At 74.7% G+C, this 25,099-nt stretch carries 20 protein-coding genes, 2 pseudogenes and 1 riboswitch; of the genes and pseudogenes, 10 read left to right on the forward strand and 12 right to left on the reverse strand.

Going from position 1 to position 25,099, the window contains the following annotated elements:
* The first annotated feature begins 14 nt into the window (after positions 1 to 14).
* From pgsA to ACF0H8_RS08175, 3 genes are all read left to right on the forward strand, one after another.
* Positions 15 to 665, forward strand: a complete 651-nt coding sequence (gene pgsA, locus ACF0H8_RS08165) for a CDP-diacylglycerol--glycerol-3-phosphate 3-phosphatidyltransferase (protein WP_395288451.1) — start codon at positions 15 to 17, stop codon at positions 663 to 665.
* The gene (locus ACF0H8_RS08170; protein ID WP_395288452.1) at positions 665 to 1,186 is read left to right on the forward strand and encodes a CinA family protein; all 522 of its coding nucleotides are present in this window, start codon (positions 665 to 667) and stop codon (positions 1,184 to 1,186) included. Before pgsA ends, ACF0H8_RS08170 begins: the two co-directional genes overlap by 1 nt.
* 241 nt (positions 1,187 to 1,427) lie before the next feature.
* Entirely contained in the window at positions 1,428 to 1,733 is a 306-nt protein-coding gene (locus ACF0H8_RS08175; protein ID WP_395288453.1) for a helix-turn-helix domain-containing protein, read from the forward strand.
* Between the two features lie 74 nt (positions 1,734 to 1,807).
* Here ACF0H8_RS08175 and ACF0H8_RS08180 read toward each other — a convergent pair whose 3' ends face one another.
* The 6 genes and pseudogenes from ACF0H8_RS08180 to ACF0H8_RS08205 all read right to left on the reverse strand — a co-directional run bounded on the left by ACF0H8_RS08180 (position 1,808) and on the right by ACF0H8_RS08205 (position 11,190).
* Positions 1,808 to 2,605 (reverse strand): DNA-formamidopyrimidine glycosylase family protein, encoded by a 798-nt coding sequence (locus ACF0H8_RS08180; RefSeq protein ID WP_395288454.1) that lies wholly within the window; start codon positions 2,603 to 2,605, stop codon positions 1,808 to 1,810.
* Positions 2,598 to 4,004 (reverse strand): MFS transporter, encoded by a 1,407-nt coding sequence (locus ACF0H8_RS08185; RefSeq protein WP_395288455.1) that lies wholly within the window; start codon positions 4,002 to 4,004, stop codon positions 2,598 to 2,600. Before ACF0H8_RS08185 ends, ACF0H8_RS08180 begins: the two co-directional genes overlap by 8 nt.
* Before the next feature lie 265 nt (positions 4,005 to 4,269).
* Complete coding sequence (locus ACF0H8_RS08190; RefSeq protein ID WP_395290841.1) at positions 4,270 to 4,572, reverse strand: ArsR/SmtB family transcription factor; 303 nt, start codon at positions 4,570 to 4,572, stop codon at positions 4,270 to 4,272.
* Positions 4,573 to 4,903: 331 nt separating this feature from the next.
* Positions 4,904 to 5,461: pseudogene (locus tag ACF0H8_RS08195) on the reverse strand (M20/M25/M40 family metallo-hydrolase); the annotation flags it as partial.
* Between the two features lie 286 nt (positions 5,462 to 5,747).
* Positions 5,748 to 5,870: pseudogene (locus tag ACF0H8_RS08200) on the reverse strand (hypothetical protein); the annotation flags it as partial.
* A gap of 325 nt (positions 5,871 to 6,195) precedes the next feature.
* Positions 6,196 to 11,190: an ATP-dependent helicase gene (locus ACF0H8_RS08205; protein WP_395288456.1), complete on the reverse strand. Its 4,995-nt coding sequence runs from the start codon at positions 11,188 to 11,190 to the stop codon at positions 6,196 to 6,198.
* 98 nt (positions 11,191 to 11,288) lie between these two features.
* On the opposite strand from ACF0H8_RS08205, the gene ACF0H8_RS08210 reads away from it, so the two are divergent.
* The 6 genes from ACF0H8_RS08210 (at position 11,289) to ACF0H8_RS08235 (ending at position 14,903) form a co-directional block, all read left to right on the forward strand.
* A complete protein-coding gene (locus tag ACF0H8_RS08210; protein ID WP_395288457.1) occupies positions 11,289 to 11,531 on the forward strand; it encodes a DUF3046 domain-containing protein in 243 nt (80 codons plus the stop codon).
* A 77-nt stretch (positions 11,532 to 11,608) separates the two neighbouring features.
* The gene (locus tag ACF0H8_RS08215; protein ID WP_395288458.1) at positions 11,609 to 11,818 is read left to right on the forward strand and encodes a hypothetical protein; all 210 of its coding nucleotides are present in this window, start codon (positions 11,609 to 11,611) and stop codon (positions 11,816 to 11,818) included.
* A gap of 73 nt (positions 11,819 to 11,891) precedes the next feature.
* Positions 11,892 to 12,287 (forward strand): Crp/Fnr family transcriptional regulator, encoded by a 396-nt coding sequence (locus ACF0H8_RS08220; RefSeq protein WP_395288459.1) that lies wholly within the window; start codon positions 11,892 to 11,894, stop codon positions 12,285 to 12,287.
* A 54-nt stretch (positions 12,288 to 12,341) separates the two neighbouring features.
* The gene (locus ACF0H8_RS08225) at positions 12,342 to 12,848 is read left to right on the forward strand and encodes an NAD(P)-binding domain-containing protein (protein WP_395288460.1); all 507 of its coding nucleotides are present in this window, start codon (positions 12,342 to 12,344) and stop codon (positions 12,846 to 12,848) included.
* Positions 12,849 to 13,224: 376 nt separating this feature from the next.
* Complete coding sequence (recA, locus tag ACF0H8_RS08230; protein ID WP_395288461.1) at positions 13,225 to 14,289, forward strand: recombinase RecA; 1,065 nt, start codon at positions 13,225 to 13,227, stop codon at positions 14,287 to 14,289.
* A 5-nt stretch (positions 14,290 to 14,294) separates the two neighbouring features.
* Complete coding sequence (locus ACF0H8_RS08235) at positions 14,295 to 14,903, forward strand: regulatory protein RecX (RefSeq protein WP_395288462.1); 609 nt, start codon at positions 14,295 to 14,297, stop codon at positions 14,901 to 14,903.
* Between the two features lie 140 nt (positions 14,904 to 15,043).
* Here the strand turns inward: ACF0H8_RS08235 and ACF0H8_RS08240 are convergent, their stop codons facing one another.
* From ACF0H8_RS08240 to gcvP, 6 genes are all read right to left on the reverse strand, one after another.
* Positions 15,044 to 15,943: an amino acid ABC transporter permease gene (locus tag ACF0H8_RS08240; RefSeq protein WP_395288463.1), complete on the reverse strand. Its 900-nt coding sequence runs from the start codon at positions 15,941 to 15,943 to the stop codon at positions 15,044 to 15,046.
* The gene (locus tag ACF0H8_RS08245) at positions 15,940 to 16,620 is read right to left on the reverse strand and encodes an amino acid ABC transporter permease (protein WP_395290842.1); all 681 of its coding nucleotides are present in this window, start codon (positions 16,618 to 16,620) and stop codon (positions 15,940 to 15,942) included. The genes ACF0H8_RS08240 and ACF0H8_RS08245 overlap by 4 nt, the downstream gene beginning before the upstream one ends.
* A gap of 106 nt (positions 16,621 to 16,726) precedes the next feature.
* On the reverse strand, positions 16,727 to 17,605 hold the full coding sequence (locus tag ACF0H8_RS08250) for a glutamate ABC transporter substrate-binding protein (RefSeq protein ID WP_395288464.1): 879 nt from the start codon (positions 17,603 to 17,605) through the stop codon (positions 16,727 to 16,729).
* Between the two features lie 50 nt (positions 17,606 to 17,655).
* Positions 17,656 to 18,459 (reverse strand): amino acid ABC transporter ATP-binding protein, encoded by an 804-nt coding sequence (locus ACF0H8_RS08255; RefSeq protein WP_395288465.1) that lies wholly within the window; start codon positions 18,457 to 18,459, stop codon positions 17,656 to 17,658.
* A gap of 565 nt (positions 18,460 to 19,024) precedes the next feature.
* Positions 19,025 to 20,155, reverse strand: coding sequence for a glycine cleavage system aminomethyltransferase GcvT (gene gcvT / locus ACF0H8_RS08260; RefSeq protein ID WP_395288466.1), 1,131 nt, complete (start codon positions 20,153 to 20,155; stop codon positions 19,025 to 19,027).
* Entirely contained in the window at positions 20,152 to 23,067 is a 2,916-nt protein-coding gene (gene gcvP, locus ACF0H8_RS08265; RefSeq protein WP_395288467.1) for an aminomethyl-transferring glycine dehydrogenase, read from the reverse strand. Before gcvP ends, gcvT begins: the two co-directional genes overlap by 4 nt.
* 148 nt (positions 23,068 to 23,215) lie before the next feature.
* Positions 23,216 to 23,307: riboswitch (glycine riboswitch) on the reverse strand.
* A gap of 147 nt (positions 23,308 to 23,454) precedes the next feature.
* On the opposite strand from gcvP, the gene miaB reads away from it, so the two are divergent.
* Positions 23,455 to 25,068 (forward strand): tRNA (N6-isopentenyl adenosine(37)-C2)-methylthiotransferase MiaB, encoded by a 1,614-nt coding sequence (gene miaB, locus ACF0H8_RS08270; protein WP_395288468.1) that lies wholly within the window; start codon positions 23,455 to 23,457, stop codon positions 25,066 to 25,068.
* The last annotated feature ends 31 nt before the right edge of the window (positions 25,069 to 25,099 follow it).

Below are 25,099 nucleotides of genomic sequence, written 5' to 3' on the forward strand. Positions count from 1 at the left end.
CCTACGCTGGGCGGGTGACGACCGACCCCGCGATGACGCCGTCCGGCGACCGCGCACCCCTGCCCGTGCCCGTGCCGCTGTGGAACATCGCCAACGTGCTGACGATGCTCCGGATCGCGATGGTGCCGGTCTTCGCGGCGCTCCTCCTGCAGGGCGACGCGACCACGCGGCTGTGGGCCGCGGTGGTGTTCGTGCTGGCCGCCGCGACGGACAAGCTGGACGGGTCGCTGGCCCGGAGCCGGGGGCTCGTCACCAACTTCGGCAAGCTCGCCGACCCCATCGCCGACAAGGCGCTGGTGATCACCGCCCTCGTCCTGCTCTCGATGGACGACTCGCTGTCGTGGTGGGTCACCGTGGTCATCATCGTGCGCGAGCTCGGCATCACCGTGCTCCGCTTCTTCATGGTCCGCCGCGCGGTCATGGCGGCCAGCAAGGGCGGCAAGCTCAAGACCTCGCTGCAGGTCCTGTTCATCACCATGCTGCTCGTGCCGTGGGCGACCTTCCTGCCCGGCGGGATCGCGGACGGCATCAACGTCGTCACCGAGGTCGTCGTGCTGGTGACAGTCGCGGTCACCCTGATCACCGGCCTCGACTACGTGGTCCAGGCGATCCGGATCTCCCGCGGGGAGCCGGCCGGGCCGGCGCTGGGCGAGGCCGAGTCCTGATGCGGGCCGCCGAGCGGGTGGTCGCCGCGCTCGAGGCCCGCGGCGCCACCCTGGCGGTGGCAGAGTCCCTCACGGGCGGCGAGGTCAGCGCCGCCCTGGTGGCCGTGCCCGGCGTCTCGGCCGTGCTGCGCGGCGCCGTCGTCGCCTACGCCACCGACCTCAAGGCCGGGCTGCTCGGCGTCGACGGCGACCTGCTGGCCGGGCACGGCCCCGTGCACCCCGAGGTCGCCCGGCAGATGGCCGCCGGCGTCGCGCGCCGGCTGGGCGCCAGCCACGGCGTGGGCACCACCGGGGTCGCCGGCCCGGGCCCGGCGGACGGTCAGCCGGCGGGCGCGGCCTTCGTCGCCGTCCACGGACCCTCCGGGACGCGGGTGCGTCACCTCACGCTCGCCGGCCCGCGCCCGGCCGTGCGGGCCGCCGCCACCGGGGCGGTCCTGGCGCTGCTCGACGCGCTCCTGGAGGACGAGCGGGCCGCGGACCGGCGCGCGCCGGCGCCGGCCCCGGGGCGGCCGGCGCCCTGAGGACGGCCAGCTGCACCCCTCACCCGGCGAGCGCAGCAAGGGAACAAGTGTCGCCCTGCTGCCGTTGTAAAGAGTGATGACATCGAACCAGTACGCGTACCGCGCGAGCTCGCGCGGCCCCGCCGGTGCACCACGCCACCCGCAGGGACGTCCCGGTGCGCGGGTGGGCGGGCGCCCCGTCCCCCCGGCAGGGTACGGTAGAACCACATCGCCCAGCAGGGCAGGGGAGGAGGGCCGCACGATGATCCTGCTTCGCCGCGAGATCGGGGACGTGCTCCGTGACGCACGGCAGCGTCAGGGCCGGACCTTGCGCGAGGTTTCCTCGGCCGCCCGTGTGTCCCTCGGCTACCTCAGCGAGGTCGAGCGGGGCCAGAAAGAGGCCTCTTCCGAGCTGCTCGCATCCATCTGCGAGGCGCTCAACGTTCCCATGAGCTTCGTGCTCCGAGCCGTCTCCGAGCGAGTCGCGGTGGAGGAGGGCGTCCACGTGCCCGACACCGTGCCCGACGAGCTGGTGCGCCGCGAAAGCCTGCTCACCCCCGTGGGCTGACGCCGCACAGGAGCCTGACGGCGAGGCCCGGACCCGAGCGGTCCGGGCCTCGTCGCGTCCGGGGCCACGGACGCTCAGGGGCGTGGCTGGCAGGCGGGGCAGTAGTACACGTCCCGGTCCGTCGGTGCTCGGCCCACCCTGTCCCGCACCACCGGGGTGCCGCAGCGCGGGCACGGCCGGCGCTCGCGGGCGTGCACGTTGCTGGTGCGGCGCGTGTCGCCCGTGGCCGTCGGGGTGCGGGCGGCGACGGAGCGGAGCATGAGGCGGCGCGCCGTCGTCACGAGGTCCCGGGCCGTGGGGCCGAGGTCGCCGGCCGCCGTCCACGGCCAGACCCTGTTGGTCCAGAGCGACTCGGCCATGTAGACCGTCCCGAGACCGGCCACGACCGTCTGGTCCAGGAGCACCTCGCCGATGCCGCGCGGCCCCTGGGCGAGGATCCGGCTTGCCGCGGCGTCGGCGTCGAGGTCGGGCGCGAGCACGTCCGGCCCGAGGTGCCCGACGAGCAGCCCCTCGTCCCGGGTCGGGACGAGGTCGAGCATGCCCAGGTTCACACCGAGGCAGGTCCACCGCTCGGTCGCCAGCACCGCGCGGACGTGCGCGGGGCGGTCCGCCCGGCTCTGCCCGGACGTGAGGTCCCCGGTGCGCACGATCCGCCACATGCCCTCCATCCGCAGATGGCTGTGGAGCGTCCGGCCGTCCTCCAGCCGGGTGAGCAGGTGCTTGCCGCGGGTGTGGTTGCCCAGCACCCGCACGCCGGCGAGGTCGACGCCGCCGAGGTTCGGCCAGCGCAGCTCGCCCCGCGCCAGCACCTGGCCGGCCAGCGCCGCGTCCAGCCGGCGGGCGACCCGCACCAGGATGTCGCCCTCAGGCACGGGGTGCCTCGCTCGCCCCGGCGGTGCGCACGGCCGGCGCCTGCGCGGCGGCGCGCGGCTCCTCCCCGGCTCCGGCGGGCGACGGCGCGTCGCCCGTAGCCGCCGCGTCGCCCGTCGCCGCCGCCTCGGGCGGCCGGCCCTGGTCCTCGCCCCCGAGGGCGAGCGCCGCGGGGTGGCCGCGCTCCTGCCGCCACGCGGGCAGATACAGCGGCGCGGCGAGCGCGAGCACCGCGCCGCCCACGGCGATGGCCACGGACACCGAGGCGCCGTCGGCGACGGCGGTGAGCACGATGGCCCCCACGGCGCCCGCCGGCTGGGCGACCATGGAGTTCAGCGAGATCACGGTCGCCCGCCGCTCCGCGGACACCCGCCGGTGCAGCAGCGTCATGTGCGCGGGGCCCGCCGCTCCGTGCACGACGTAGCACGCCAGATACGCGGTGAGGACGCCGACGACGCCGCCGAGCAGGCCGATGCCGAGCACGGCCACGCCCTGCAGGACGCGCATCGCCGCGGCGGCGCGGGCCATGCCGAGCCGGCGCCCCAGCCACGGCACGCAGGCGGCGCCCGCGGCGGACGCCAGCCATGCCGCCGAGCTGGCCGGGCCGGCCACTACCGCCCCGGCGTCCGCGCCCCCGACGAGCTCCGCGAGCCGCACCGGCGTCAGCGACTCGAACGCGACCATGCCGAAGCCCCAGAACAGCTCGACCGCCACGAGGGCGAGCAGCACGCGGTCCCGCCGGAGCAGCCCGATGCCGTCGGCGACGGCGCGCGGGGTCCCGGCCGAAGCCCGCCAGGGCGACACTCCAGCAGTCCGGCCAGGCTCGGCCATGAGCGCGACGAGGCACCCCAGGCCCGCGACCTGCATCAGCAGGGACGCGAGCACCGGGACCGCGATCGGGTCGAGCCAGGGGAGGGGGTCCCAGGCGACCAGCGCGCCGCCCGCGGCGGCGCCGGAGGCGATCGCGACGCCGAGCACTGTGCCGGAGGCGCTGAGGCCCTTGTCGATGCGTGCGCGCGGGTCGGCCGCCAGGGCGGCGTCCACGTACCACGCCTCGAGCGGGCCGCTGTCGAGCGCACGAAAGGCGCCCTGCAGGGCGAAGACGACGGCGAAGAGCGCCAGCGAGTCCGCCACGAGGTAGAGGGAGGTGGCGACCAGCCCGACGGCGGACGCCAGCAGCAGCACGGGGCGGCGCCCGAGGGAGTCGGCCATCCCCCCGGTGGGGAGCTCAAGGGCCAGGACGACGAAGCCCTGCAGCGAGACGGCGAGGCCCACCTCGCTCAGGCTGAGGCCGCGGTCCAGCGGCAGCAGCACCGTGACCGGGATGACGAGACCGACCGGCAGCCAGCGCAGGGCGGTGAGGACGAGGAAGCGGCGCTCGGCCGCCCGCGGCGCGGTCACGGGGCGATCTCCGGGAAGGCGTGCAGGTAGAGGAAGACGCGCCGCCGGCGACCGGAGGGTGCGGCGGCCGCCGGCGCGGTGCGGTACCGCTCGATCAGCTCGTCGAGCTCGCCCTCGAGCGTCGCGAGCTGCTCGGGCGTGAGGTCGAGGACGTAGTCCGAGCTGCCGGCGGCGTCGCGCCACTCGCCGGGGAGGCGGGACTGGCCGGCGAGCCAGGACTCCGCCCGGGCCTGGAACTGCCGGAGGTACTCGCCCTGGAGCCACGTCATCGCCGCCGCGGCGTCGGGGAGTCCTGGACGTCGGTGGGGAAGAAGGAGTGCCGCTCGTGCGCCGCGCGCCACCAGCGCTCGCGGCCCGAGCCGGCACCGGTGTCCTCGACGAGGCCGGCCTCCGCGAGCCTGCGCAGGTGGTAGCTGGTCGCGCCCGTGTTGGTGGACAGGGCGCGGGCCAGCGCGGTGGCGGTGGCCGGGCCCTCCAGCCGCAGCGCGCTGAGGAGTCGCGAGCGCAGCGGGTGCGCAAGGACCTTCAGCGCGCGGGCGTCCAGGCGGACCGTCGTGGCGTCGTCCATGGCGGTGCACAATACGTATGCATAACTTCTGTGTAGAGCGGCGCTCCGCCCCGCGACGCGGGCGGAGGGTCCGCGGGAGGACGCCGGTCGGCCGTTCCTCGCGGGCCCTCGCTGGGTCACGTCGCGGGCTGCCCGGGTGGGCGCGCCCCGGGGTGACCTGGGTGCTCACGCCGCTGGGAGCGGTCCCCGAGGGTGCGCCTTGCCCGACTTGCCGGCGCTGCGCTCGCCGTTGATCGACGCCGATGTCCCTTACATGAGCGAGGGTGATCGCCGCGTGCGCGATCGCGTCGCTCATGATGTCCAGCGCCTCCACGTTGACGTGGGAGAGGTCGTCGCCCGCTGTGTGGTAGTTCGGGTCGTACGTGGTACCTGCCGTGCCGCCGAACATCTCGGCCTCCGCCGGGGTCTTGGTGCCGTCGCCGCCGGTGAACAGGCCCGAGGCGGGGACCCCGTACTCGATGAACGCCTGGTAGTCCGACCGGCCGGAGAACTCCGTGTCCACCCACGGCCGGCCGATGCCGTCGAAGTAGTCGGTGAAGACGGCCTCGCTCTCGGCCGAGCCGCCGGGCACCTCGACGGGCGCCTCGTGCGTCGACTCGTCGGCGTCGTACACGCCGATCACGTAGTTGGGCGAGGCGACCACGTCGAAGTTGAGGTAGGTGGCGATGTTCCCGAGCTCGGCGCGGTCGTTGGCGTACAGGTCGTCCATGTAGTGCCAGGACCCGAGCAGCCCGTTCTGCTCGGCGCCCCACCACACGAAGCGCACCTGGTTGTTGAGCCTGTTGACCTCCGCGAGCTGGATCGCGGTCTCGAGGATCGCGGCCGAGCCGGAGCCGTTGTCGTTGATGCCCGGGCCCTCGAGCGCGCCGTCGAGGTGCGCGCCCAGCATGACCACGTTGTCCTCCCGGCCGGTGTCCGTCTCGGCGATGACGTTGAAGGTCTCGCGGTCCTCCTGCAGCGTGCGCAGGTCGAGGGTGACGGTCACCGGGCCGCCGGCCAGCTCGGCGAGGACCTCCTGTCCGAGCGCCTGGGTGATGCCCGTGGTGGGCACCCCGACCACCTCGCCGAGCGTGCCGTTCAGGGCGCCGTCGGCGTTGTTGTAGATGATCGCGGTGGCCGCCCGCCTGCTGGGCGGCCACCGACTTCTCGGCAAAGGTGCAGGTGCCGCGCTGCACGAGGGCGATCTGGCCGGCGACGTCGATCCCGTCCCAGACGGCGGCCGCGCACCCTAGCGGGTCCTTGGGGGCGACGAGGCGGCCGGTGATCCCGCCGTCGGGCGTGGAGGTGGAGTACGTCATCGGGGTGTTCGGGTGCGTCTCGGCGTCGGGAGAGGTCTCGACGAGGGAGTCGGCCAGGGTCTCGGAGTAGGTGAAGGTGAAGTACTGCCGCTCGGCTGGGACCCCGCGAGCTCGACCGGTACCACCTCGTGCTGAACACCGGGCGGCTGGACCTGGACGCGTGCGTGGCGGTCGTCGTCGCCGCCGCCCGGATCCGCGCCGGCGCGTCCGCCTGAGCACCGGTGGGGTGGGCGCAGTCCGGGGCTGGCGGCCTCGCGGCGTCGGCTCGACCCGCTGGGCGCTCGCCCCGCACGGGTTCGGCTCCCTGGACGCCGGCGCGCGGCCGTCAGCTCGGGGCGGGCTGGAGCGCCCGCAGGCGCAGCCCGCGTGGGGTGGGGCCGAAGCCCGCCTCGTCCAGGGCACGGCGGAGGGGACCGGTCGCCTCCAGCGCGGGCGTGCCGTCCAGCCGCTGGAGCGTCAGCGGGCCCAGCGCCCCGGTCCCCGCCACCTGCGCCAGCGCGCCGGCCGCGGGCCCGAGCGCGGCCGGGTCGTCGGCGAAGGAGAGGAGCGTCCGTCCGCCCCGCTCGACGTACAGGGCCAGCGCCCCGTCCACCAGCACCACGACGGCGCCGGCCTTGCGGCCCGGCCGGTGCCCCTCGCCCTCGGTGGTGGGCGGCCAGCCGAGCGCCGCCCCGTAGGGGTTGGCCGGGTCCGTGGCGGCGAGCAGGTGCACGCGGGGCCGCGTGACGCCCGCCGCCGCCCGCTCGCGGCGGGCGGTGAGGTCCGCGGCGTCGCCGCGGAGCCGGTCGACCACCTCGGGCAGGGCGAACTGGGCGGCGCCCAGCCCCTCCACGAGGTACCCGCGGCGCACCTGGCCGGACTCCTCCAGGCGCCGCAGCACCTGGTACGCGGCCCCGAAGCCGCCGGGAAGGTCCTCCAGGCCCGCAGCGCCGCGCACCAGGACGCCGTGACGCTCCAGCAGCGACACGGTCAGCGCGGTGACGCGGGCGGTGCGCGCCTCCTCCTCGCCCCCGGGCAGCGGCGGTCGCTCCACCAGCGACCACCGGCCGGCGGCGGCCGGCACCTGCACGGCGGACGCCGGCCGGGCACCGGCCAGGGCGGCCCGCGAGAACGCGGCCCGGCGCAGCCCGGCGCCCGGGCGCAGCGAGCGGGTGCGTGCCGGCGTCCGCGGCGCGGTGTGCGCCGGCCGGCCGCCGCCCAGGCGGGCGCGGACGGGGGCGAGCGTGTCGTTGGTGACCAACCCGGCCCAGACGAGCTCCCACAGCGCCTCGAGCACCTCGGCCGGCGCGGCGCTGGCGGCGCGGCCGTCGGGTCCCAGGTCGTCAGGCGGGACGAGGTCCCGGAAGAAGTGGCCGCCGCCAGTGCCGAGCAGACCGAGCAGGTGCTCGTGCAGCGCGGAGAGGGCATTCTCGGATCGCGGTGCCAGCACGGCGGCGTCCGCCGGCAGCAGCGTGAGCAGGCCGTCCACGCCGGGCAGCGCCCCGCCGCCGACCCACAGCACCTCTCCGGCGCTCGTCAGCTCGTCCAGCAGCGAGGGGGAGTAGTCGCGGACGCGGGCCGGCAGCACGAGGGACTCCAGCGCGGACGCGGGCACCAGCGCCCCGGCGAGCTGGTCCACGACCGTGAGCACCCCGTCGGCCCCGCGCAGGTCCGGCCGGGCACCGACCGGCGCCACGTGCTGCCAGCGGGGGGTGAACACGCCGAGGGTCTGCGGCACCACGGGCTCGACCTCGCTGCGGAGGCGGGCCAGCGACCGCCGCCGGATGCGGCGCATCACCTCGGCGTCGCAGTACTCCACGGCCGGGGCGGCGACGGGCTCCAGCCCGTCGGGCCCGAGGAGGGTCAGCGCCCCGTCGCCCGGCTCGGCGTCGTCCCGCCCCGCGGCGCCATGCCCGGCGCCCGGTCCCGCGGCGCCCGGCTCGGCAGGGGCCGGAACGCCCGCCGCGCCGTCGCTCCCGTCGGTCGCAGCCCGGGCGGGGCTCAGCCGGCCCTCCACGAGCACGCCGGTCCGCACGAGGTCCGCGAGCACGGCCTGCACCGCACCCGGGGCGAGGCCCAGGCGGGCGGCGACGTCACGGGCGGTGAACGGGCCGTGGGTGCGCGCGTGCCGGCGCACGAGGTCCCCGAGCGGGTCCGGCACGGGCTGGAGCACGGAGTCGGGCAGCCCGAGGGGCAGCGCGGTGCCGAGCGCGTCCCGCAGCCGGGCGGCGTCCTCGATGGTGGCCCACTGCTCCTCGCCGGCCACGCGGACCGGCATGACGCGGCGCTGGTCCTGCAGCTCGGCGAGCCAGCCGGGCACGTCGTCCGGCGCGACCGACCGGTCGGCCAGGCCCGCCGCGGGAATGGGCCCGAGCCGCCGCACGAGGTCCACCAGGCCCTCGGTGTCCTTGGCGCGGGCGCGCTCGGTGCGCAGGCCCACCTCCGCGGCCACCTCGGCGACGGCCGCGGGGTCGAGCAGGTCGGCCAGGTCGCCCAGGTCCGAACCCACGAGCTCGGCGAGCAGCGACGGGTCCAGGGTCAGGGCCGCCGCGCGCCGTTCGGCGAGCGGGGCGTCGTCACCGTAGAGGAACTGCGCCATGTAGCCCATGAGCAGCGACCGCGCGAAGGGCGAGGGCGACTGCGTGGTGACCTCCACCACCCGGACCTCGCGTTCGGCCACGCGGCGCATCAGGTCCGCTAGGGCGGGCACGTCGAAGTCGTCCTGGAGGCACTCGCGCACCGCCTCCAGCACCACGGGGAAGTCGGGGTAGCGGGCTGCGACCGCGAGGAGCTGGGCGCTGCGCTGGCGCTGCTGCCACAGCGGCTGGCGACGGTCGGGCCGGCGGCGCGGCAGGAGCAGGGAACGGGCGGCGCCCTCCCGGAACCGGGCGGCGAAGTGCGCGGACCCGGTCAGGGCCGCCACCACCAGGCCGGAGACCTCCGCGGGGTCGAGGAGCAGCTCGCCGACGTCGAAGCGGCCGAGCCCGGTCTCGCTCCCGTCGACGTCGGGCAGGCGCAGCACGATGCCGTCGTCGCTGGGGGAGGCGTTGACGTCCATGCCGGTCGCCTCGTGGAGCCGGGCCGCGAGCACCATCGCCCACGGCGCGTGGACCCGCGCGCCGTAGGGGGAGTGGATCACGACGCGCCAGTCACCGAGCTCGTCGCGGAACCGTTCCACGACGATGGTGCGGTCGTCGGGCAGGCGGCCGGTGGCCTCTTTCTGCTGCCCCAGGTACGCCACGACGTTGTCGGTGGCCCAGGCGTCGAGGCCGGCCCCCGCGAGCCGCTCGGCGGCGGTGCCGTCGTCGAGGTGGGCCGCCAGCTGCCGGGTGGTCGCGCCGAGCGCCCGGCCGAGCTCCGCCGGCCGCCCGGGGGAGTCGCCCTTCCAGAACGGCAGGCGGCCCGGCTGACCCGGAGCCGGGGAGACGAGCACCCGGTCCGGCGTGATCGCCTCGATGCGCCAGGTGCTCGTGCCGAGGGTGAAGGTGTCGCCCACCCGCGACTCGTACACCATCTCCTCGTCGAGCTCGCCCACGCGGCGGCCAGCGCCCCGCGCCCCGGCCGTGACCGTCGCGGACCCGGCACCCGAGCCGCGCCCGCCTTCCTCCGGTACCGGTCCGGTGGCGAGGTAGACGCCGTACAGGCCACGGTCGGGGATGGTGCCGCCGGAGGTCACCGCCAGCCGCAGCGCGCCCGGTCGGCCGCGCAGCACGCCCGCCGTGCGGTCCCACACGATGCGCGGGCGGAGCTCGGCGAAGTCCTCGCTGGGGTAACGCCCGGCGAGCATGTCCAGCACGGCGGTCAGCGAGCGGTCGCCGAGCGCGGCGAACGGCGCGGCCCGGCGCACCAGCGTGGCCACCTCGTCGACCGTCAGCTCCTCGACGGCGAGCATCGCGACGATCTGCTGGGCCAGCACGTCCAGCGGGTTGGCCGGGACGCGGACCTCCTCGATGAGGCCGGCCTGCGCCCGCGCCGTCGCCACCGCCGCCGGCAGCAGGTCCCCGCGATAGGTGGGCAGCACGACGCCGTGGGAGACCGCGCCCACCTGGTGCCCCGCCCGGCCGATGCGCTGCAGCGCCGAGGCCACCGACGGCGGCGCGCCCACCTGGACGACGAGGTCCACCGCCCCCATGTCGATGCCCAGCTCGAGGGAGGAGGTGGAGACGACGGCGCGCAGCTGGCCGGACTTCAGCGCCGTCTCGGTGCGCACGCGCTCCTCCCGGCTCATCGAGCCGTGGTGGGCCCGGGCGACCACGTGCCCCGTCGGCAGCGCCGTGCCGGACTGGGCGGGCGCCTCCGCCGCGCGCGCCGAGCCGGCCGCCGCCAGCACCTCGACGGCGGCGCGCCCCTCCCGGCGGGCCTCCCACTCCTCGTTGATGCGGGCCGTGAGCCGCTCGGCGGAGCGCCGGGAGTTGGCGAAGACGATCGTCGAGCGGTGCTCCCCGACCAGGTCGACCACCCGCTCCGTCAGGTGCGGCCAGACGGACGGGTGCCGCTGGTCCGGCGGTGCCCCGGCGGCGCTGCCGGACAGGTCCGGGCCGTCGTCGTCCGCCACCGCGGCGGCGCCGCCGCGCAGCGGCGTGGCCGAGGGGTCGGAGAGGTCCTCGACCGGGACGACGACGTCGATCCGCAGCTCCTTGGTGCTCGCCGGCTGGACCACGCGCACCGGCCGCCCGCCCTCCGCCGGCGGGCGGTGACCGGCGAGGAAGGTCGCGACCGTGGCCACCGGACGTACGGTGGCGGACAGCCCGACCCGCTGCGCCGGCGCGGGCAGCAGCTCGTCGAGGCGCTCGAGAGAGAGGGCGAGGTGGGCGCCGCGCTTGGTGCCGGCCACGGCGTGGACCTCGTCGACGATCACGGTCCGCACCCCACGCAGCCCTTCCCGGGCCGAGGAGGTGAGCACCAGGTACAGCGACTCCGGCGTGGTGATGAGGATGTCCGGCGGGTGTGTGGCCATCCGGCGGCGCTCGCCCACCGGGGTGTCGCCGGTGCGCATGCCGACGCGGATGTCGTTCACCGGCCGGCCGAGCCGCGCCGCCGCGGCGGAGATGCCCACGAGCGGCGATCGCAGGTTCCGCTCGACGTCGGCGGCGAGCGCCTTGAGCGGGGAGACGTACAGCACGCGGCACCGCTCGCCGTCCTCGGGCACCTCGCCGGTGAGCATCTGGTCGATCGCCCACAGGAACGCGGCTAGCGTCTTGCCGGATCCGGTGGGCGCCACCACAAGGGCGTGCTCGCCCGACGCGATGGCGTCCCACGCCCCGGTCTGGGCCGCGGTCGCCCCGGCGAAGGCATCGCCGAACCAGGCGCTGGTGGGCTCGGAGAACGGCACGGACGACATTCTGCCGCCCGGCGGTGACACCGGCCGGTCGTGCGGGCGGGGGCGGGCGGCGCAGGGCGGCGGGCGTCGGCCGGGCCCGCCCGTGGCACCCTGGAGGGGTGAAGCACTCGGAGTTCTGGCAGGTGGTCGAGGAGACCTTCGGCGCGGGCTACGGCCGGTCGCTCGCCGAGGACCTCGTCCTTGCCGGCGCGGGTGGGCGCACGGCGGCGCAGGCGCTCGCCGACGGCGTCCCGCCCCGCGAGGTCTGGGACGCGATGTGCGACGAGATGGAGCTCGACGACGCCACCCGCTGGCGGCACCGGCGCGACCCGAAGGAGCGCCGGGGCCGCGGCCGACCCTGACGGCGAGGCCGCAGAGCCGGAAGCCGGTACGCGCACCAGCTCACGGCGTCCCGGCGGCCTGGCGCTCATACGATCACGTGGACGAGGTCACCGCGGCCGTTGCGGCGTCCCACCTGTTTGCGCTGCCGACTGCGGTGACGGGGGCCGTGCTGCACGGGGCCCGGGTGCAGCGCGTGCCGGCGGGGTCCATGACGCACCACGCCGGCGAGCGTGGGCCTCACCTCGAGCTCGTCGTCGACGGGGTACTGCGGGTGCTCGTGACCGCACCGGACGGGCGCACGCGCTGACCATCCGGTACTGCCGTCGGGGCGCGCTCTCGGCGTTCTGACGCTCTTCGCCCCAGCCGACCTCGCGCTGCCCGTGTCGATCCAGGCGCTGACCGACGCCTCGCTGCTGCGGCTCTCGCCGACCGTCGCCCGCGCCCTGGCGGCGAGCGACGTCCGGGTTGCGGCCGTCTTCCTCACCGAGCTCAGCGAGCGCGTCCAGCAGTTGGTCCTGGAGATTCCCGACGACGTCTTCATGACCGTGCCGCAGCGGCTGGCCCGTCACCTGCTCGACCTGGCGTCCGCGCGGATCGGAGAGGCCGGACCGGCGGACCGGGCCGCCGAGCTCGTCGTCACGGCTCCGCAGCGCGAGCTGGCGGAGGCCGCGGGGACGGTGCGCGAGGTGTGGTCAGGGAGCTGCGGCGGCTCCGCGAGGCCGGCGTCGTCCGCACGGACCGGGACGGGATCGTCATCCTCGACCCAGCCCGCCTGAGCCGGTGGAACCCAGGTTCCTGACGGCCCCGCCCCGCGCACCGACCCTGGAGCCATGGACGCATCGCTGCCCACCACCGTCGCCGCCGTGGTCGTGGGTGCCGGGCCGGCGGGCCTCGCGGCGAGCGTGGCCCTGGCTGAGCGGGGCATCGACCACGTGGTGCTCGAGCGGGACGACGTCGGTCAGAGCTGGCGAACGAAGCGCTGGGAGTTGCTACGGCTCAACAACCCCGGGTGGATGAACCCCATGCTCGGCACGCAGGACCCGCACACCTACCTGCGGGGTGCCGACGTGGTGCGGCGGCTGGAGCGGATCGCCGGCCACGCACCGGTGCTCACCGGCGTGGAGGTCCGCGAGGTGGCCCGGCGGGACGGGCGGTGGCGGGTACGGACATCGGCCGGCGAGCTCATGGCGCGGGACGTCGTCGCCGCGACCGGAGGAGAGAACCTGCCCCGGATACCGCCGCTGGCCCGCGCTGCCGCCAGGCGTCGGGCAGCTCTACGCGGCCGCGTACCGCAACCCCCGGCAGCTGCCCGACGGCGGCGTGCTGGTGGTGGGTAGCGCGCAGTCCGGCTGCCAGATCACGGAGGAGCTCAGGTCGGCCGGCCGTGAGGTCCACCTGGCCGCGCGTTCCTGGAGGGAGTGATCACCGCCTCCGGTCGGCCCGCCCCGCACGTGGAGGAGGACGCCGACCAGCCCGTGACCCGCCAACGGCGTGTCGGGCTCAGTTCGAACACTCGTTCGTCGTAGGCTCGTCCACAGGCGACGACGGGCAGGGATCTCCACACGGCGTGGGCGGCCCCGGTCCGGATGTCAGTGGTCGGGCATAGCGTCGCCGCAGGTTGCCGTCCGGAGAGGGCGGGCCCTGTACCAGACCAGCCCTGTCCGAACACTGGGCCGCCCCCCGGGCGGCCCGCCTGCCGAGAGGTGAACCGACATGCCCGCACCCGTTGCCGACCGCAGCAAGGCCCTGGAGGCCGCGCTCAGCCAGATCGACCGCCAGTTCGGCAAGGGTTCGATCATGCGGCTGGGCGACGACACCCGCCCCAAGGTCCAGGTCATCCCCACCGGTTCCGTCGCCCTCGACGTGGCGCTGGGCATCGGAGGCCTGCCGCGCGGCCGCGTCATCGAGATCTACGGCCCTGAGTCCTCCGGCAAGACGACCGTGGCGCTGCACGCCGTGGCAAACGCCCAGCGCGCCGGCGGCATCGCCGCCTTCATCGACGCCGAGCACGCGCTGGACCCCGAGTACGCCAAGAAGCTCGGTGTGGACACCGACGCCCTCCTGGTCTCCCAGCCGGACACCGGCGAGCAGGCCCTGGAGATCATGGACATGCTGATCCGGTCCGGGGCGCTGGACATCGTCGTCATCGACTCGGTCGCCGCGCTGGTGCCCAAGGCGGAGATCGAGGGCGAGATGGGAGACTCGCACGTGGGTCTCCAGGCCCGGCTGATGTCGCAGGCCCTGCGCAAGATCACCGGTGCGCTGTCCGCCTCTGGCACGACCGCCATCTTCATCAACCAGCTGCGCGAGAAGATCGGCGTGTTCTTCGGCTCGCCCGAGACCACCACGGGCGGCAAGGCGCTGAAGTTCTACGCCTCGGTGCGCCTGGACGTCCGCCGCATCGAGACCCTCAAGGAGGGCTCCGAGCCGGTGGGCAACCGCACCCGCATCAAGGTGGTCAAGAACAAGATGGCCCCGCCCTTCAAGCAGGCGGAGTTCGACATCCTCTACGGTCACGGCATCTCCCGCGAGGGCGGGCTCATCGACCTGGGCGTGGAGAACGGCATCGTTCGCAAGTCCGGCGCCTGGTTCACCTACGAGGGCGACCAGCTCGGGCAGGGCAAGGAGAAGGCCCGGGCGTTCCTCAAGGACAACCCCGAGCTCGCCGAGGAGATCGAGAAGAAGATCCTCGCCAAGCTCGGCATCGGGCAGAGCGCCGAGAACGCCGAGGCGAACGGTGCCGCCGGCAAGCCCGGCGAGGTCCCGGTCGACTTCTGAGCCGGATGACGCGCACCACCGGTGGCGGCCGGCGGCGGCCCTCCCGTCCCCGTGACGAGCTGGAGCCGCCGCCGGCCGGCGCCGCCGCCGAGGATGCGGAGCCGGACGCCGAGGAGGTCGCGAGGGCCATCGCCCTGCGCCAGCTGGCGGCGGCGCCGCGTAGCCGCGCCCAGCTCGAGGAGACGATGGCCCGGCGGGACGTGCCGGAGGAGATCGCCGCCCGGGTGCTCGACCGGTTCACCGAGGTGGGGCTCGTGGACGACGCCGCCTACGCCGAGATGCTGGTGCGCACCCGCCACTCCGAGCGGGGGCTGGCGCGCCGGGCCCTGGCTGCCGAGCTCCGGAAAAAGGGCATCGACGACGAGACGGCCGCCGATGCGCTCGAGCAGGTCGACGACGAGGCGGAGGAGGCCGCGGCGCGCCGCCTCGTGGAGAAGAAGGCGCGCAGCACCCGGGGCCTCGACCGGCAGGTCCGCCGCCGCCGGCTGACCGCCATGCTCGCGCGCAAGGGGTTCGGCCCCGGCGTGGCCCTGCGGGTGGTCGACGAGGCGCTCGCCGAGGAGGACGGCGGCGACGACGTCCCGGACGACTGGTGGGGCGCCTGGAACGACTGAGGCGACCGAAGACCGCCGGGGATGGCGGTGAACCGCCCTGGCGCGCCACCGACCAGGGAGCACCGAGGGCGCCCACCCCCGCGGGGTGGCCGCCCTCGTCGCATGCGGGGCGTGGCTCTGCCGACGCCCCGTCGGGTGCGTCAGGGCGTCCGGCCGCCGCCTCCGGGCAGGCCCCCGCCCGCCTCCGCGGCCGCGCCGGTGGGGTCCCCGGCAGTGGCCCGGGCCTTGCCGGCGGTGCGCTTGTCGAGCCGCCGGGCGACCACCTCGGCAACCTTGGTCAGGGAGTAGTTGATGACGATGAAGATCACCGCGGCGACGAGCAGCGCCGGCAGCAGGTTGGCGTTCGAGGTGCCGACCAGGCGCGCCTGCCGCAGCAGCTCGCTGTAGGTGATGATGTAGCCGAGGCCGGTGTCCTTGAGGATGACGACGAGCTGGCTCACCATCGACGGCATCATCGCGATGAGCGCCTGCGGCAGCTCGATCAGGCGCACGCTCTTGGCATGCGTGAGCCCGATGGCGAGGGCCGCCTCCCGCTGCCCGCGCGGCAGGTTGTGCACGCCGGAACGGACGAGCTCGGCGATGACGGAGCCGTTGTACAGCGTCAGGCCGACGACAACGCCGTAGAACGGGGCGCTGCCGGCGTCCACGTAGCCGCCGTAGGAGAACACGCTCCAGAAGAAGATCATCAGGATCAGCACGGGCACGGCGCGGAAGAACTCCACCACGGCCGAGCTGACCAAGCGGACCGGGGCGAGCTGGGAGAGTCGCCCGATGCCGAAGATCAGGCCGAAGAGGTTCGACGTCACGATCGCGACGGCGGCCGCCTTGACGGTGTTCCACAGGCCCGGCAGGAAGTAGTCCTCCCAGACCGAGGCCGTGAGGAACGGCTGCCACTTGGCGGCGGTCAGCTGCCCCTTGCCGGCCAGCGCCCACACCACCCAGGCGAGGATGCCGAGGGCGAGGACGACGCCGACGATGTTGAGGGTGACGATGCGCCGGCGGCCACGGGGCCCCGGGGCGTCGAACAGGACGGTGCTCATCGGGCGACCCCCAGTCGGCGGGAGAGGAAGGTGGCGACCAGGCCGATCGGCAGCACGATGACGAGCCAGCCGAGCGCGATGACGAGGAAGATGGCGACCATCAACGAGGACTCGAACTCGATCATGGTCGTCATGAGGGTGGCGGCCTGAAGCACGCCGGCGGCCTGGGCGACCGTGGTGTTCTTGGCCAGGGCGATGAGCGTGTTGCCCAGCGGGGCGATGGCCCCGCGCAGCGCCTGCGGCAGGATGATCATCCGCACGGACTGGCCGAAGCTCAGGCCGATCGCCCGGGCGGCTTCCGCCTGGCCCGGGGGCACCGTGTTGATCCCGGAGCGCAGTGCTTCGCACACGAACGCCGCGGTGTAGACGGACAGCCCCAGCACCGCCAGCCGGAAGTTGTTGGACTCGAGGAAGGTCGGGGACTCCCGGTCCGCGAGGACCACCCCGAGCTGCCCCCACAGGCCCAGCGACGAGGCCAGGATGATCAGGGTGAGCGGGGTGTTGCGCACCAGGTTGACGTACGCGGTGCCGACCCACTGCAGGCTGGGCGCTGGGGAGACCCTCATGATCGCCAGGGCGGTGCCGATGACGAACGAGAGGATCGCCGACCAGAAGGTCAGCTCGATGTTGACCCAGAATGCTCCGAGGACGTCGTAGCTGCCCAGGAGCTCTGCCATGTCGGCGAAGTAGTCGCCCACGTGGTCCTCCGATCAGCCGCCCGGAGGGCGGCGGAAAGCGGTGCCCGGACCGGCGTGGCCGGCCCAGGCACCGCGTCGTGCCAGGTCAGGCGCAGGCCTCGAACTCGGTCGGCGGGTTCAGGTCCGGGTCGGGGGTGTAGTTCTCGCCGGCGTTCTTGGCGATGAGCTCCTCCCAGGTGCCGTCATCGATCATCTCCTGGATGGCGGCGTTGATGTCCTCGCACTGGTCGTTCTCCTGCGGCAGCCCGACGCCGTAGCGCTCCTCGGAGAACGGGTTGCCGACGACCTTGAGCTGGCCCTCGTACTGCGGCTGGGCCGCGAGGCCCGCGAGGATGATGTCGTCCGTCGTCACCGCGTCCACGGTGCCGGCGGCCAGGCTCTCGACGCACTCGGAGTAACCCTGGTACTCCTGCAGCTGGGTGCCGGCGGCGTACTCGTCCTTGACTCGCTGGGCGGAGGTCGAGCCGGAGACGGAGCACAGGATCTTGCCCTCGAGGTCCTCCGGGCCCTGAATGTCCTCGTCGTCGGCACGCACCAGCAGGTCCTGCCCGGCCACAAAGTACGGCCCGGCGAAGGCGACCCGCTCCTTGCGGTCGTCGGTGATGGAGTAGGTCGCGAAAATCATGTCGACCGAGCCGTTCTCGAGGAGGGTCTCGCGCTGGGCGGAGACGGCCTCGGTGAACTCGATCTGGTCCTCGGAGTAGCCGAGCTTCTCCGCGACGTACTTGGCGACGTCGACGTCGAAGCCGGTGTACTCGTCGCCTTCCTTCAGGCCGAGGCCGGGCTGGTCGAACTTGATGCCGATGGTCAGACCCTCGCCACCGGCGCCGCCCTCGCCGCCTTCCTCGGCGGCGGTGTCGCCGCCGGCCGCCGGCTCTTCCTCGCCGCCGCCACCACATGCCGCCAGGGTGAGGGCGGCCGCCAGCGTCAGTGCCACGCCGGCTGCCTTACGCGTGCCTCGCATCTTGTCTCCTTGCATTCGGCTCCCAGGGGGAGCGGTTGAGGTACTGCTCCTCAGTGGGTGAGCAGCTTGGAGAGGAAGTCCTTCGCCCGGTGGGACCTCGGGTTGGTGAAGAACTCCTCCGGGCTCGCCTCCTCGACGATCTGGCCGGCGTCCATGAACACCACCCTGTCGGCCGCACGACGGGCGAAGCCCATCTCGTGGGTGACCACGAGCATCGTCATGCCCTCCCGGGCCAGCGACGTCATGACGTCGAGGACCTCGTTGATCATCTCCGGGTCGAGCGCCGAGGTCGGCTCGTCGAACAGCATGACCTTGGGCTGCATGGCCAGCGCGCGCGCGATGGCCACCCGCTGCTGCTGCCCGCCGGAGAGCTGGGCGGGGTGCTTGCCCGCCTGGTTCGCCACGCCGACCCTCTCGAGCAGCGTCATCGCGCGCTGCCTGGCCTCCGAGGGCTTGACCCCCTTGGCCCTGACCGGGCCCAGCGTGACGTTCTCGAGGATCGTCTTGTGCGCGAACAGGTTGAAGGACTGGAACACCATGCCGACGTCGGCGCGCAGCCTGGCGAGGTCCTTGCCCTCCTCGGGCAGCTCCTTGCCGTCGATGGTGATGGAGCCGGAGTCGATCGGCTCCAGCCGGTTGATCGCCCGGCACAGCGTGGACTTGCCGGACCCGGAGGGTCCGATCACCACGACCACCTCGCCGCGCCGGACGGTGAGGTTGATGTCCTTGAGCACGTGCAGCTGGCCGAAGTGCTTGTTCACGCCGGTCAGGCGCACGAGCGGATCGCCGAGGGTCCGGCCCTGCACCGCCGGGCGCTCCGCGGGGAGGGCGGTGGTCTGCTGCGGGTCCGTCATGGTGGTCAACCTAACTGCCGAATGTTTCGTGATCTGTGACGCATCGGTAACAGTCAGGACACAATAAGCCCTCCGCTTGACGACCCGTTGACCAAAGCCGTCGGGGACAGCCTGTCGGCCTTGGGATAGGTGACCGCACCCGCCAGGGGCTCGCCGTTCCGCTCGGTCGGCAGGATCCCTGGCGAAGCCCTGTCCGGGACGGCACCTCGGCCGGTCTCGTGCGGCGTTGTGGCGCGCGCTCACAAATCGTCGGCGACGTCAAGCGGCGAGCGCCGCGCCGGTGCCGGCTGCCAGCGGCTCGCGAAGCACCGATGGTTCGGTGGCCGCTCGTGGGCTCGGCGGATGATCGCGCCGTCGGTGTCAGTTCGCGGCATTAGCAGCTCGCGTCGACCGCTCGTGGCACAGGTGACCGCGGCGTTAGTGACGGTTCGCGGCGTTAGTGACGGTTGGCGGCGTTAGTGACGGTTGGCGGCGTTAGTGACGGCTCGCGGCGTAGGCGACCGCTCGGGCCACTGGGGGCGGGGCGGGGAGACGCGACGCCGCGGCTCAGCGCGCCCGCTCGTAGTCAGCGCGCCCGCTCGTAGAACGGCAGCTCCACGACCACGAACGGCTCACGCCGGCCGCGGACGTCCACGTCCAGCGCGGTGCCGACGGCGGCGTGCTGCTGGTCGACGTAGGCGAGCGCCACCGGGAACCCGAGGGTGGGGCTGGGCGCGCCGGAGGTCACCTCCCCGACGACGGCGTCGCCGGAGACCACCGGGTGGTGGGACCGGGCGGCGCGGCGTCCTTGCCCCTGCAGGCCGACAAGCACCCGGCCCTGCCCGGCGTCGTGCGCGGCCCTGGCGGCCTCGAGGGCGGCGCGGCCCACGAAGTCGGCCTCCTTGCCCAGCGCCACGACCCCGCCCAGGCCCGCCTCGTACGGCGTGACGTCGCGGGAGAGCTCGTTGCCGTACAGCGGCATCCCCGCCTCGAGGCGCAGCGAGTCCCGCGCGGCCAGGCCCGCCGGGACGAGCCCGTGCGCGGCGCCGGCCTCGAGCAGCGCGGCCCAGACCCCTGCCGCGTCCGCGTTGGGCAGGAACACCTCGAAGCCGTCCTCGCCGGTGTACCCGGTGCGGGCGAGCAGGACGTCGACGCCCGCCACGGTCGCGTCCGTGGCGGCGTAGTAGCGCAACCCCGTCACAGCGTCCGCCTGCCCGGCCGGGACCAGCGCGCGCACGACCGCCTCGGCGGCCGGACCCTGCACCGCGACGAGGGAGGTGGCGGCGGACGCGTCGTCGACGGTCACGTCGAAGCCGGCGGCACGCCCGCCCAGCGCGGCGGCCACCGTGGCCGCATTGCCGGCGTTGGGCACCACGAGGTACCGGTCCTCGGCGAGCCGGTAGGTGATGAGGTCGTCGACGATCCCGCCGTCCTCGGCGCACAGGAGGGAGTACTTGGCCCGGCCCACGGCGACCGCGGAGAGCCTGCCCACCAGGGCGTGGTCGAGGAGGGCGCCGGCTGCGGGCCCCGTGACCCAAACCTCGCCCATGTGGCTGAGGTCGAACAGCCCCGCGGCCCGGCGCACCGCGTGGTGCTCGGCGAGCTCCGAGGCGTACCGCAGCGGCATCTGCCAGCCGCCGAAGTCGGTGAAGGTGGCGCCCAGCGCGGCGTGCTCGGGGTACAGGGCGGTGGTGCGGCCGGTGGTCGTGCCGGTCATGCGCGCTCCTCGAAGTCGGTCACGGGCGGGCAGGCGCACACGAGGTGGCGGTCGCCGTAGGCGCCGTCGATGCGGCCCACCGGGGGGAAGTACTTGTCCCGGCGCACGCCCGGGAGCGGGAAGACGGCCTGCTCCCGGCTGTAGGGGCGGTCCCAGTCCGCCGCCGCGATGGCCGCGGCGGTGTGCGGCGCGAGCCGCAGCGGGCTCGCCTCGACCGGGAGGTCCCCGGCGGCGACCTGGTCGATCTCGGCGCGGATGGCGATCATCGCGTCGACGAACCGGGTGATCTCGCCGAGGTCCTCGCTCTCGGTGGGCTCGACCATCAGCGTCCCGGCCACCGGGAACGCCAGCGTGGGGGCGTGGAACCCGAAGTCGATGAGCCGCTTGGCGACGTCCTCGGCGGTCACGCCGGTGCGGGCGGTCAGCTCGCGCAGGTCGAGGATGCACTCGTGCGCGACCAGCCCGGACGCGCCGGTGTACAGGACGGGGAAGTAGGGGTCGAGCCGCCGGGCGACGTAGTTGGCCGCCAGCAGCGCGCTCTTGGTGGCCGCGGTCAGACCCTCCGCGCCCATGAGGGCGACGTAGGCCCAGGAGATCGGCAGGACGCCGGCCGAGCCGTAGCGCGACGCGGACACCGGCACGCCCAGCGCGCCGGGCGCGCCATCGGCGCCGGTGGCTGCGGCGTCGGCGGGCAGGAACGGCGCCAGGTGCTCGCGCACGGCCACCGGTCCCACGCCCGGCCCGCCGCCGCCGTGCGGGATGCAGAACGTCTTGTGCAGGTTGAGGTGGGAGACGTCCCCGCCGAACCGGCCGGGCTGCGCCAGGCCCACGAGCGCGTTGAGGTTCGCGCCGTCGATGTACACCTGCCCGCCGGCGGCGTGCACGGCGTCGCAGACCTCACGCACGTCGCCGTCGTAGACGCCGTGCGTGGAGGGGTAGGTGATCATGATCGCGGCCAGGTCGTCGGCGTGCTCGGCGATCTTCGCGCGCAGGTCCGCCGCGTCGATGGTGCCGTCGGCGGCGGTGGCGACGACGACCACGCGCATCCCGGCGAGCACCGCCGAGGCGGCGTTGGTGCCGTGCGCCGAGGCGGGGATGAGGCAGACGGTGCGGCGCTCCTCGCCCCGGGAGCGGTGGTAGCCGCGGATGGCGAGCAGCCCGGCCAGCTCGCCCTGGGAGCCGGCGTTGGGCTGGACGGAGACGCGGTCGTACCCGGTGATCACCGCCAGGCGCCGCTCGAGGTCCTCGATGAGCTCGCGCCACCCGGCCGTCTGGCTGTCGGGGGCGAAGGGGTGGACGGAGGCGAACTCCGGCCAGGTCATCGCCTGCATCTCGGTGGTCGCGTTGAGCTTCATGGTGCACGAGCCCAGCGGGATCATCGTGCGGTCCAGCGCCAGGTCCTTGTCCGCCAGGCGGCGCAGGTAGCGCAGCATCTGCGTCTCGGAGCGGTGGGCGTGGAAGGTGGGGTGGGTCAGGTACGCGGACGTGCGGGCCAGGGCGGCGGGCAGGACCTCCGGAGCGGCGCCGTCGGCCACCGCGGCGGCGGCCGCGTCCACCCGGGCCGCGGCGCCGGCGACGCCGAAGGCCTGCGCGACGGCCGCCAGGTGGGCGGGCGTGGTGGTTTCGTCGCAGGAGACGCCGACGTGGTCGGCGTCGACCAGGCGCAGGTTGACCCCGGCGGCCTCCGCGGCGGCGACGACCGCGCCCGCCCGGCCGGGCACCCGTGCGGTGAGGGTGTCGAACCAGCTCTCGTGCACCAGCTCCACGCCGTGCCCGGCGAGGACCGTCGCGAGGGTCCGGGCCGCGTCGTGGGCGTGGCCCGCGATCGCGCGCAGCCCCTCGGGGCCGTGGTAGACGGCGTACATGCTGGCCACGATCGCGAGCAGCGCCTGAGCGGTGCAGATGTTGGAGGTGGCCTTCTCGCGGCGGATGTGCTGCTCGCGGGTCTGCAGCGCCAGGCGGTAGGCGGGGTCGCCGGCGGAGTCCCTGGACACCCCGACGAGCCGCCCGGGCAGGGACCGCTCCAGGCCCTTGCGCACGGCCATGTACGCGGCGTGCGGGCCGCCGTAGAACAGCGGCACGCCGAAGCGCTGGGCCGAGCCGACGGCGACGTCGGCCCCCTGCTCGCCCGGCGGGGTGATCAGCGTGAGGGCGAGCAGGTCGGCGGCCACGGTGACCATGGCGCCGCGCTCCTTGGCGGCGGCCATGACGCCGGAGGCGTCCCACACCCGGCCGGAGGTGCCGGGCTGCTGGATGACGACGCCGGTCAGCTCCCCGTCCGGCAGGCCCGCGGCGAGGTCGGCGACGACGACGTCGAACCCGAGCGCCTCGGCCCGGCCACGCACCACGGCGATGGACTGGGGCAGGAGGTCGGCGTCGAGGACCACGGCGCCGGCGGCCCGGGCCTTGTTGACGCGGCGCATGAGCAGCACGGCCTCGGCGACGGCGGTGGCCTCGTCCAGCAGGGAGGCGCCGGCGACCGGCAGGCCGGTGAGGTCCTCGACCATCGTCTGGAAGTTCAGCAGCGCCTCGAGCCGGCCCTGGGAGATCTCCGGCTGGTACGGCGTGTAGGCGGTGTACCAGGCCGGGGACTCGAGGACGTTGCGCTGGATCACCCCGGGCGTGACCGTGCCGTGGTAGCCCTGGCCGATCATCTGCACGCGCATGGCGTTCTTCTCCGCCATCTCCCGCAGGCGGGCGAGGACCTCGGTCTCCGACAGGGCCGGGGGCAGGTCCAGCGGTCCGGCCTGCCGGATGCCCGCGGGCACGGCGGCGTCGGCGAGGGCGTCGAGGCTGGGCAGGCCGAGCTCGTCGAGCATGGTCGCCGTGTCGTCGGGCCGGGCGCCGATGTGGCGGTCGGCGAAGGTGGCCGCGACCGGCTCCGTCAGGGGGGCGAGGGTCTGGTGTGCCATGGCGGACTCCCGGGTCGGGCGGCGCGGGCGCGCCGACGATGAGGTCCTCCCCGCTCTGTCACGTGACCTGAGAGTTTCCGCGGGCCGGGGCCCGCTTGCACCGTCGGTGAGCGGCGCCTGGCTGGCCGTCGCTGCTCTTCAGAGTTGCCTCGTCACGGCGGTGCCGGTGCCTGAGAGATTCCTGGGGAGGAGTTGCTCCTTCGGCGCCCGCTGCGCGCGGGACTCTCCCGCCGCGAGTCGTCGGCGTGTGAAGTTGTGGCCGGCAGCGCTAGCGGGCGCTGCTCGGCGTCGCCCCGAGTGTGTCAGATTTCCGTTTCGGGTGGGTAGCCCGTCCGCGCGCGCAGGGCCGTGGGCCGGCGGCGCCCGGCAACCTAGACTGCTGCCACCATGACTGCTGCTCCACCGGCCGAGACCGCCCCCGCCGTGCCCGCCCCCGCCGTGCCCGTCCCCGCCGTGCCCGTCCCCGCCTCGCACGGACTCCCGCGCACCTACCTGGTGCGCACGCTGGGCTGCCAGATGAACGTGCACGACTCCGAGCGCCTCGCCGGCATGCTGGAGGCGCAGGGCTACGTGCCGGTCGAGTCCGTGCCGGAGGCAGCCGCCCGCGCCACGGAGGCCGGTGACGGCGGCGCGGACGTCGTCATCCTCAACACCTGCTCGGTGCGCGAGAACGCCGCGACCCGCCTGTTCGGCAATCTCGGCCAGCTCGCCTCGGTCAAGCGCACCCGCCCGGGCATGCAGATCGCCGTCGGCGGCTGCCTCGCCCAGCAGATGCGCTCCGGCATCGTCGAGAAGGCGCCGTGGGTCGACGTCGTCCTCGGCACCCACAACCTCGACGTGCTGCCCGCCCTGCTCCAGCGCGCCCGGCACAACTCCGAGGCGCAGGTGGAGATCGAGGAGTCCCTCAAGGTCTTCCCCTCCACGCTGCCCACCCGGCGCGAGTCCGCCTACGCGGCGTGGGTTTCCATCTCGGTCGGCTGCAACAACACCTGCACCTTCTGCATCGTCCCGCACCTGCGTGGCAAGGAGCGCGACCGCCGGCCCGGCGACGTCCTCGCCGAGGTGCAGGCCGTCGTCGCCCAGGGCGCCATCGAGGTCACCCTGCTGGGACAGAACGTCAACAGCTACGGCGTCGGCTTCGGCGACCGCGGCGCGTTCGCCAAGCTGCTCCGCGCGTGCGGGGAGATCGAGGGCCTCGAGCGGGTGCGGTTCACCTCCCCCCACCCGGCCGCGTTCACCGACGACGTCATCGAGGCGATGGCCGAGACGCCCAACGTCATGCCGAGCCTGCACATGCCGCTGCAGTCCGGCTCCGACGCCGTGCTGCGCGCGATGCGCCGCTCCTACCGGCAGGCGAAGTACCTCGGGATCATCGACCGGGTCCGCGCCGCCATCCCCGACGCCGCCATCACCACCGACATCATCGTCGGGTTCCCGGGGGAGACGGAGGAGGACTTCCAGGCGACGCTTGACGTCGTCGAGGCCAGCCGGTTCTCCTCCGCGTTCACCTTCCAGTACTCCCGGCGCCCGGGCACCCCGGCCGCGGACCGCGAGGACCAGGTGCCCCAGGAGGTCGTCACCGAGCGCTACCAGCGCCTGGCCGCCCTGCAGCAGCGGATCTCCACCGAGGAGAACGAGCGCCAGGTGGGGCGTACCGTCGACGTGCTCGTCGCCGAGGGGGAGGGGCGCAAGGACGGCGCCACCCACCGCATCACCGGCCGCGCCGCCGACAACCGGCTCGTGCACGCGGCGCTGCCCCCCGGCCTGACCGAGGGCGAGCGCCCCCGGCCCGGCGACATGGTCACCGTCGAGGTGACCCACGGCGCCCCGCACCACCTGGTCGCCGACTCCGCCCTGGCCGGCGGCACGTTCCGGCTGCGCCGCACCCGCGCCGGCGACGCCTGGGCACGCCGCGCGGGTCTGGTCGAGGAGCCGCACGGCCACGGCGAGCCCGCGCCCGCCGGGCCGATCACGCTCGGGATGCCGACGCTGCGGCGCTGAGCCGCGGCGGCGGCCGGCCCGCGCGGCCCCG

Source organism: Georgenia sp. AZ-5 (genome assembly GCF_043952095.1).
Lineage (GTDB): Bacteria > Actinomycetota > Actinomycetes > Actinomycetales > Actinomycetaceae > Georgenia.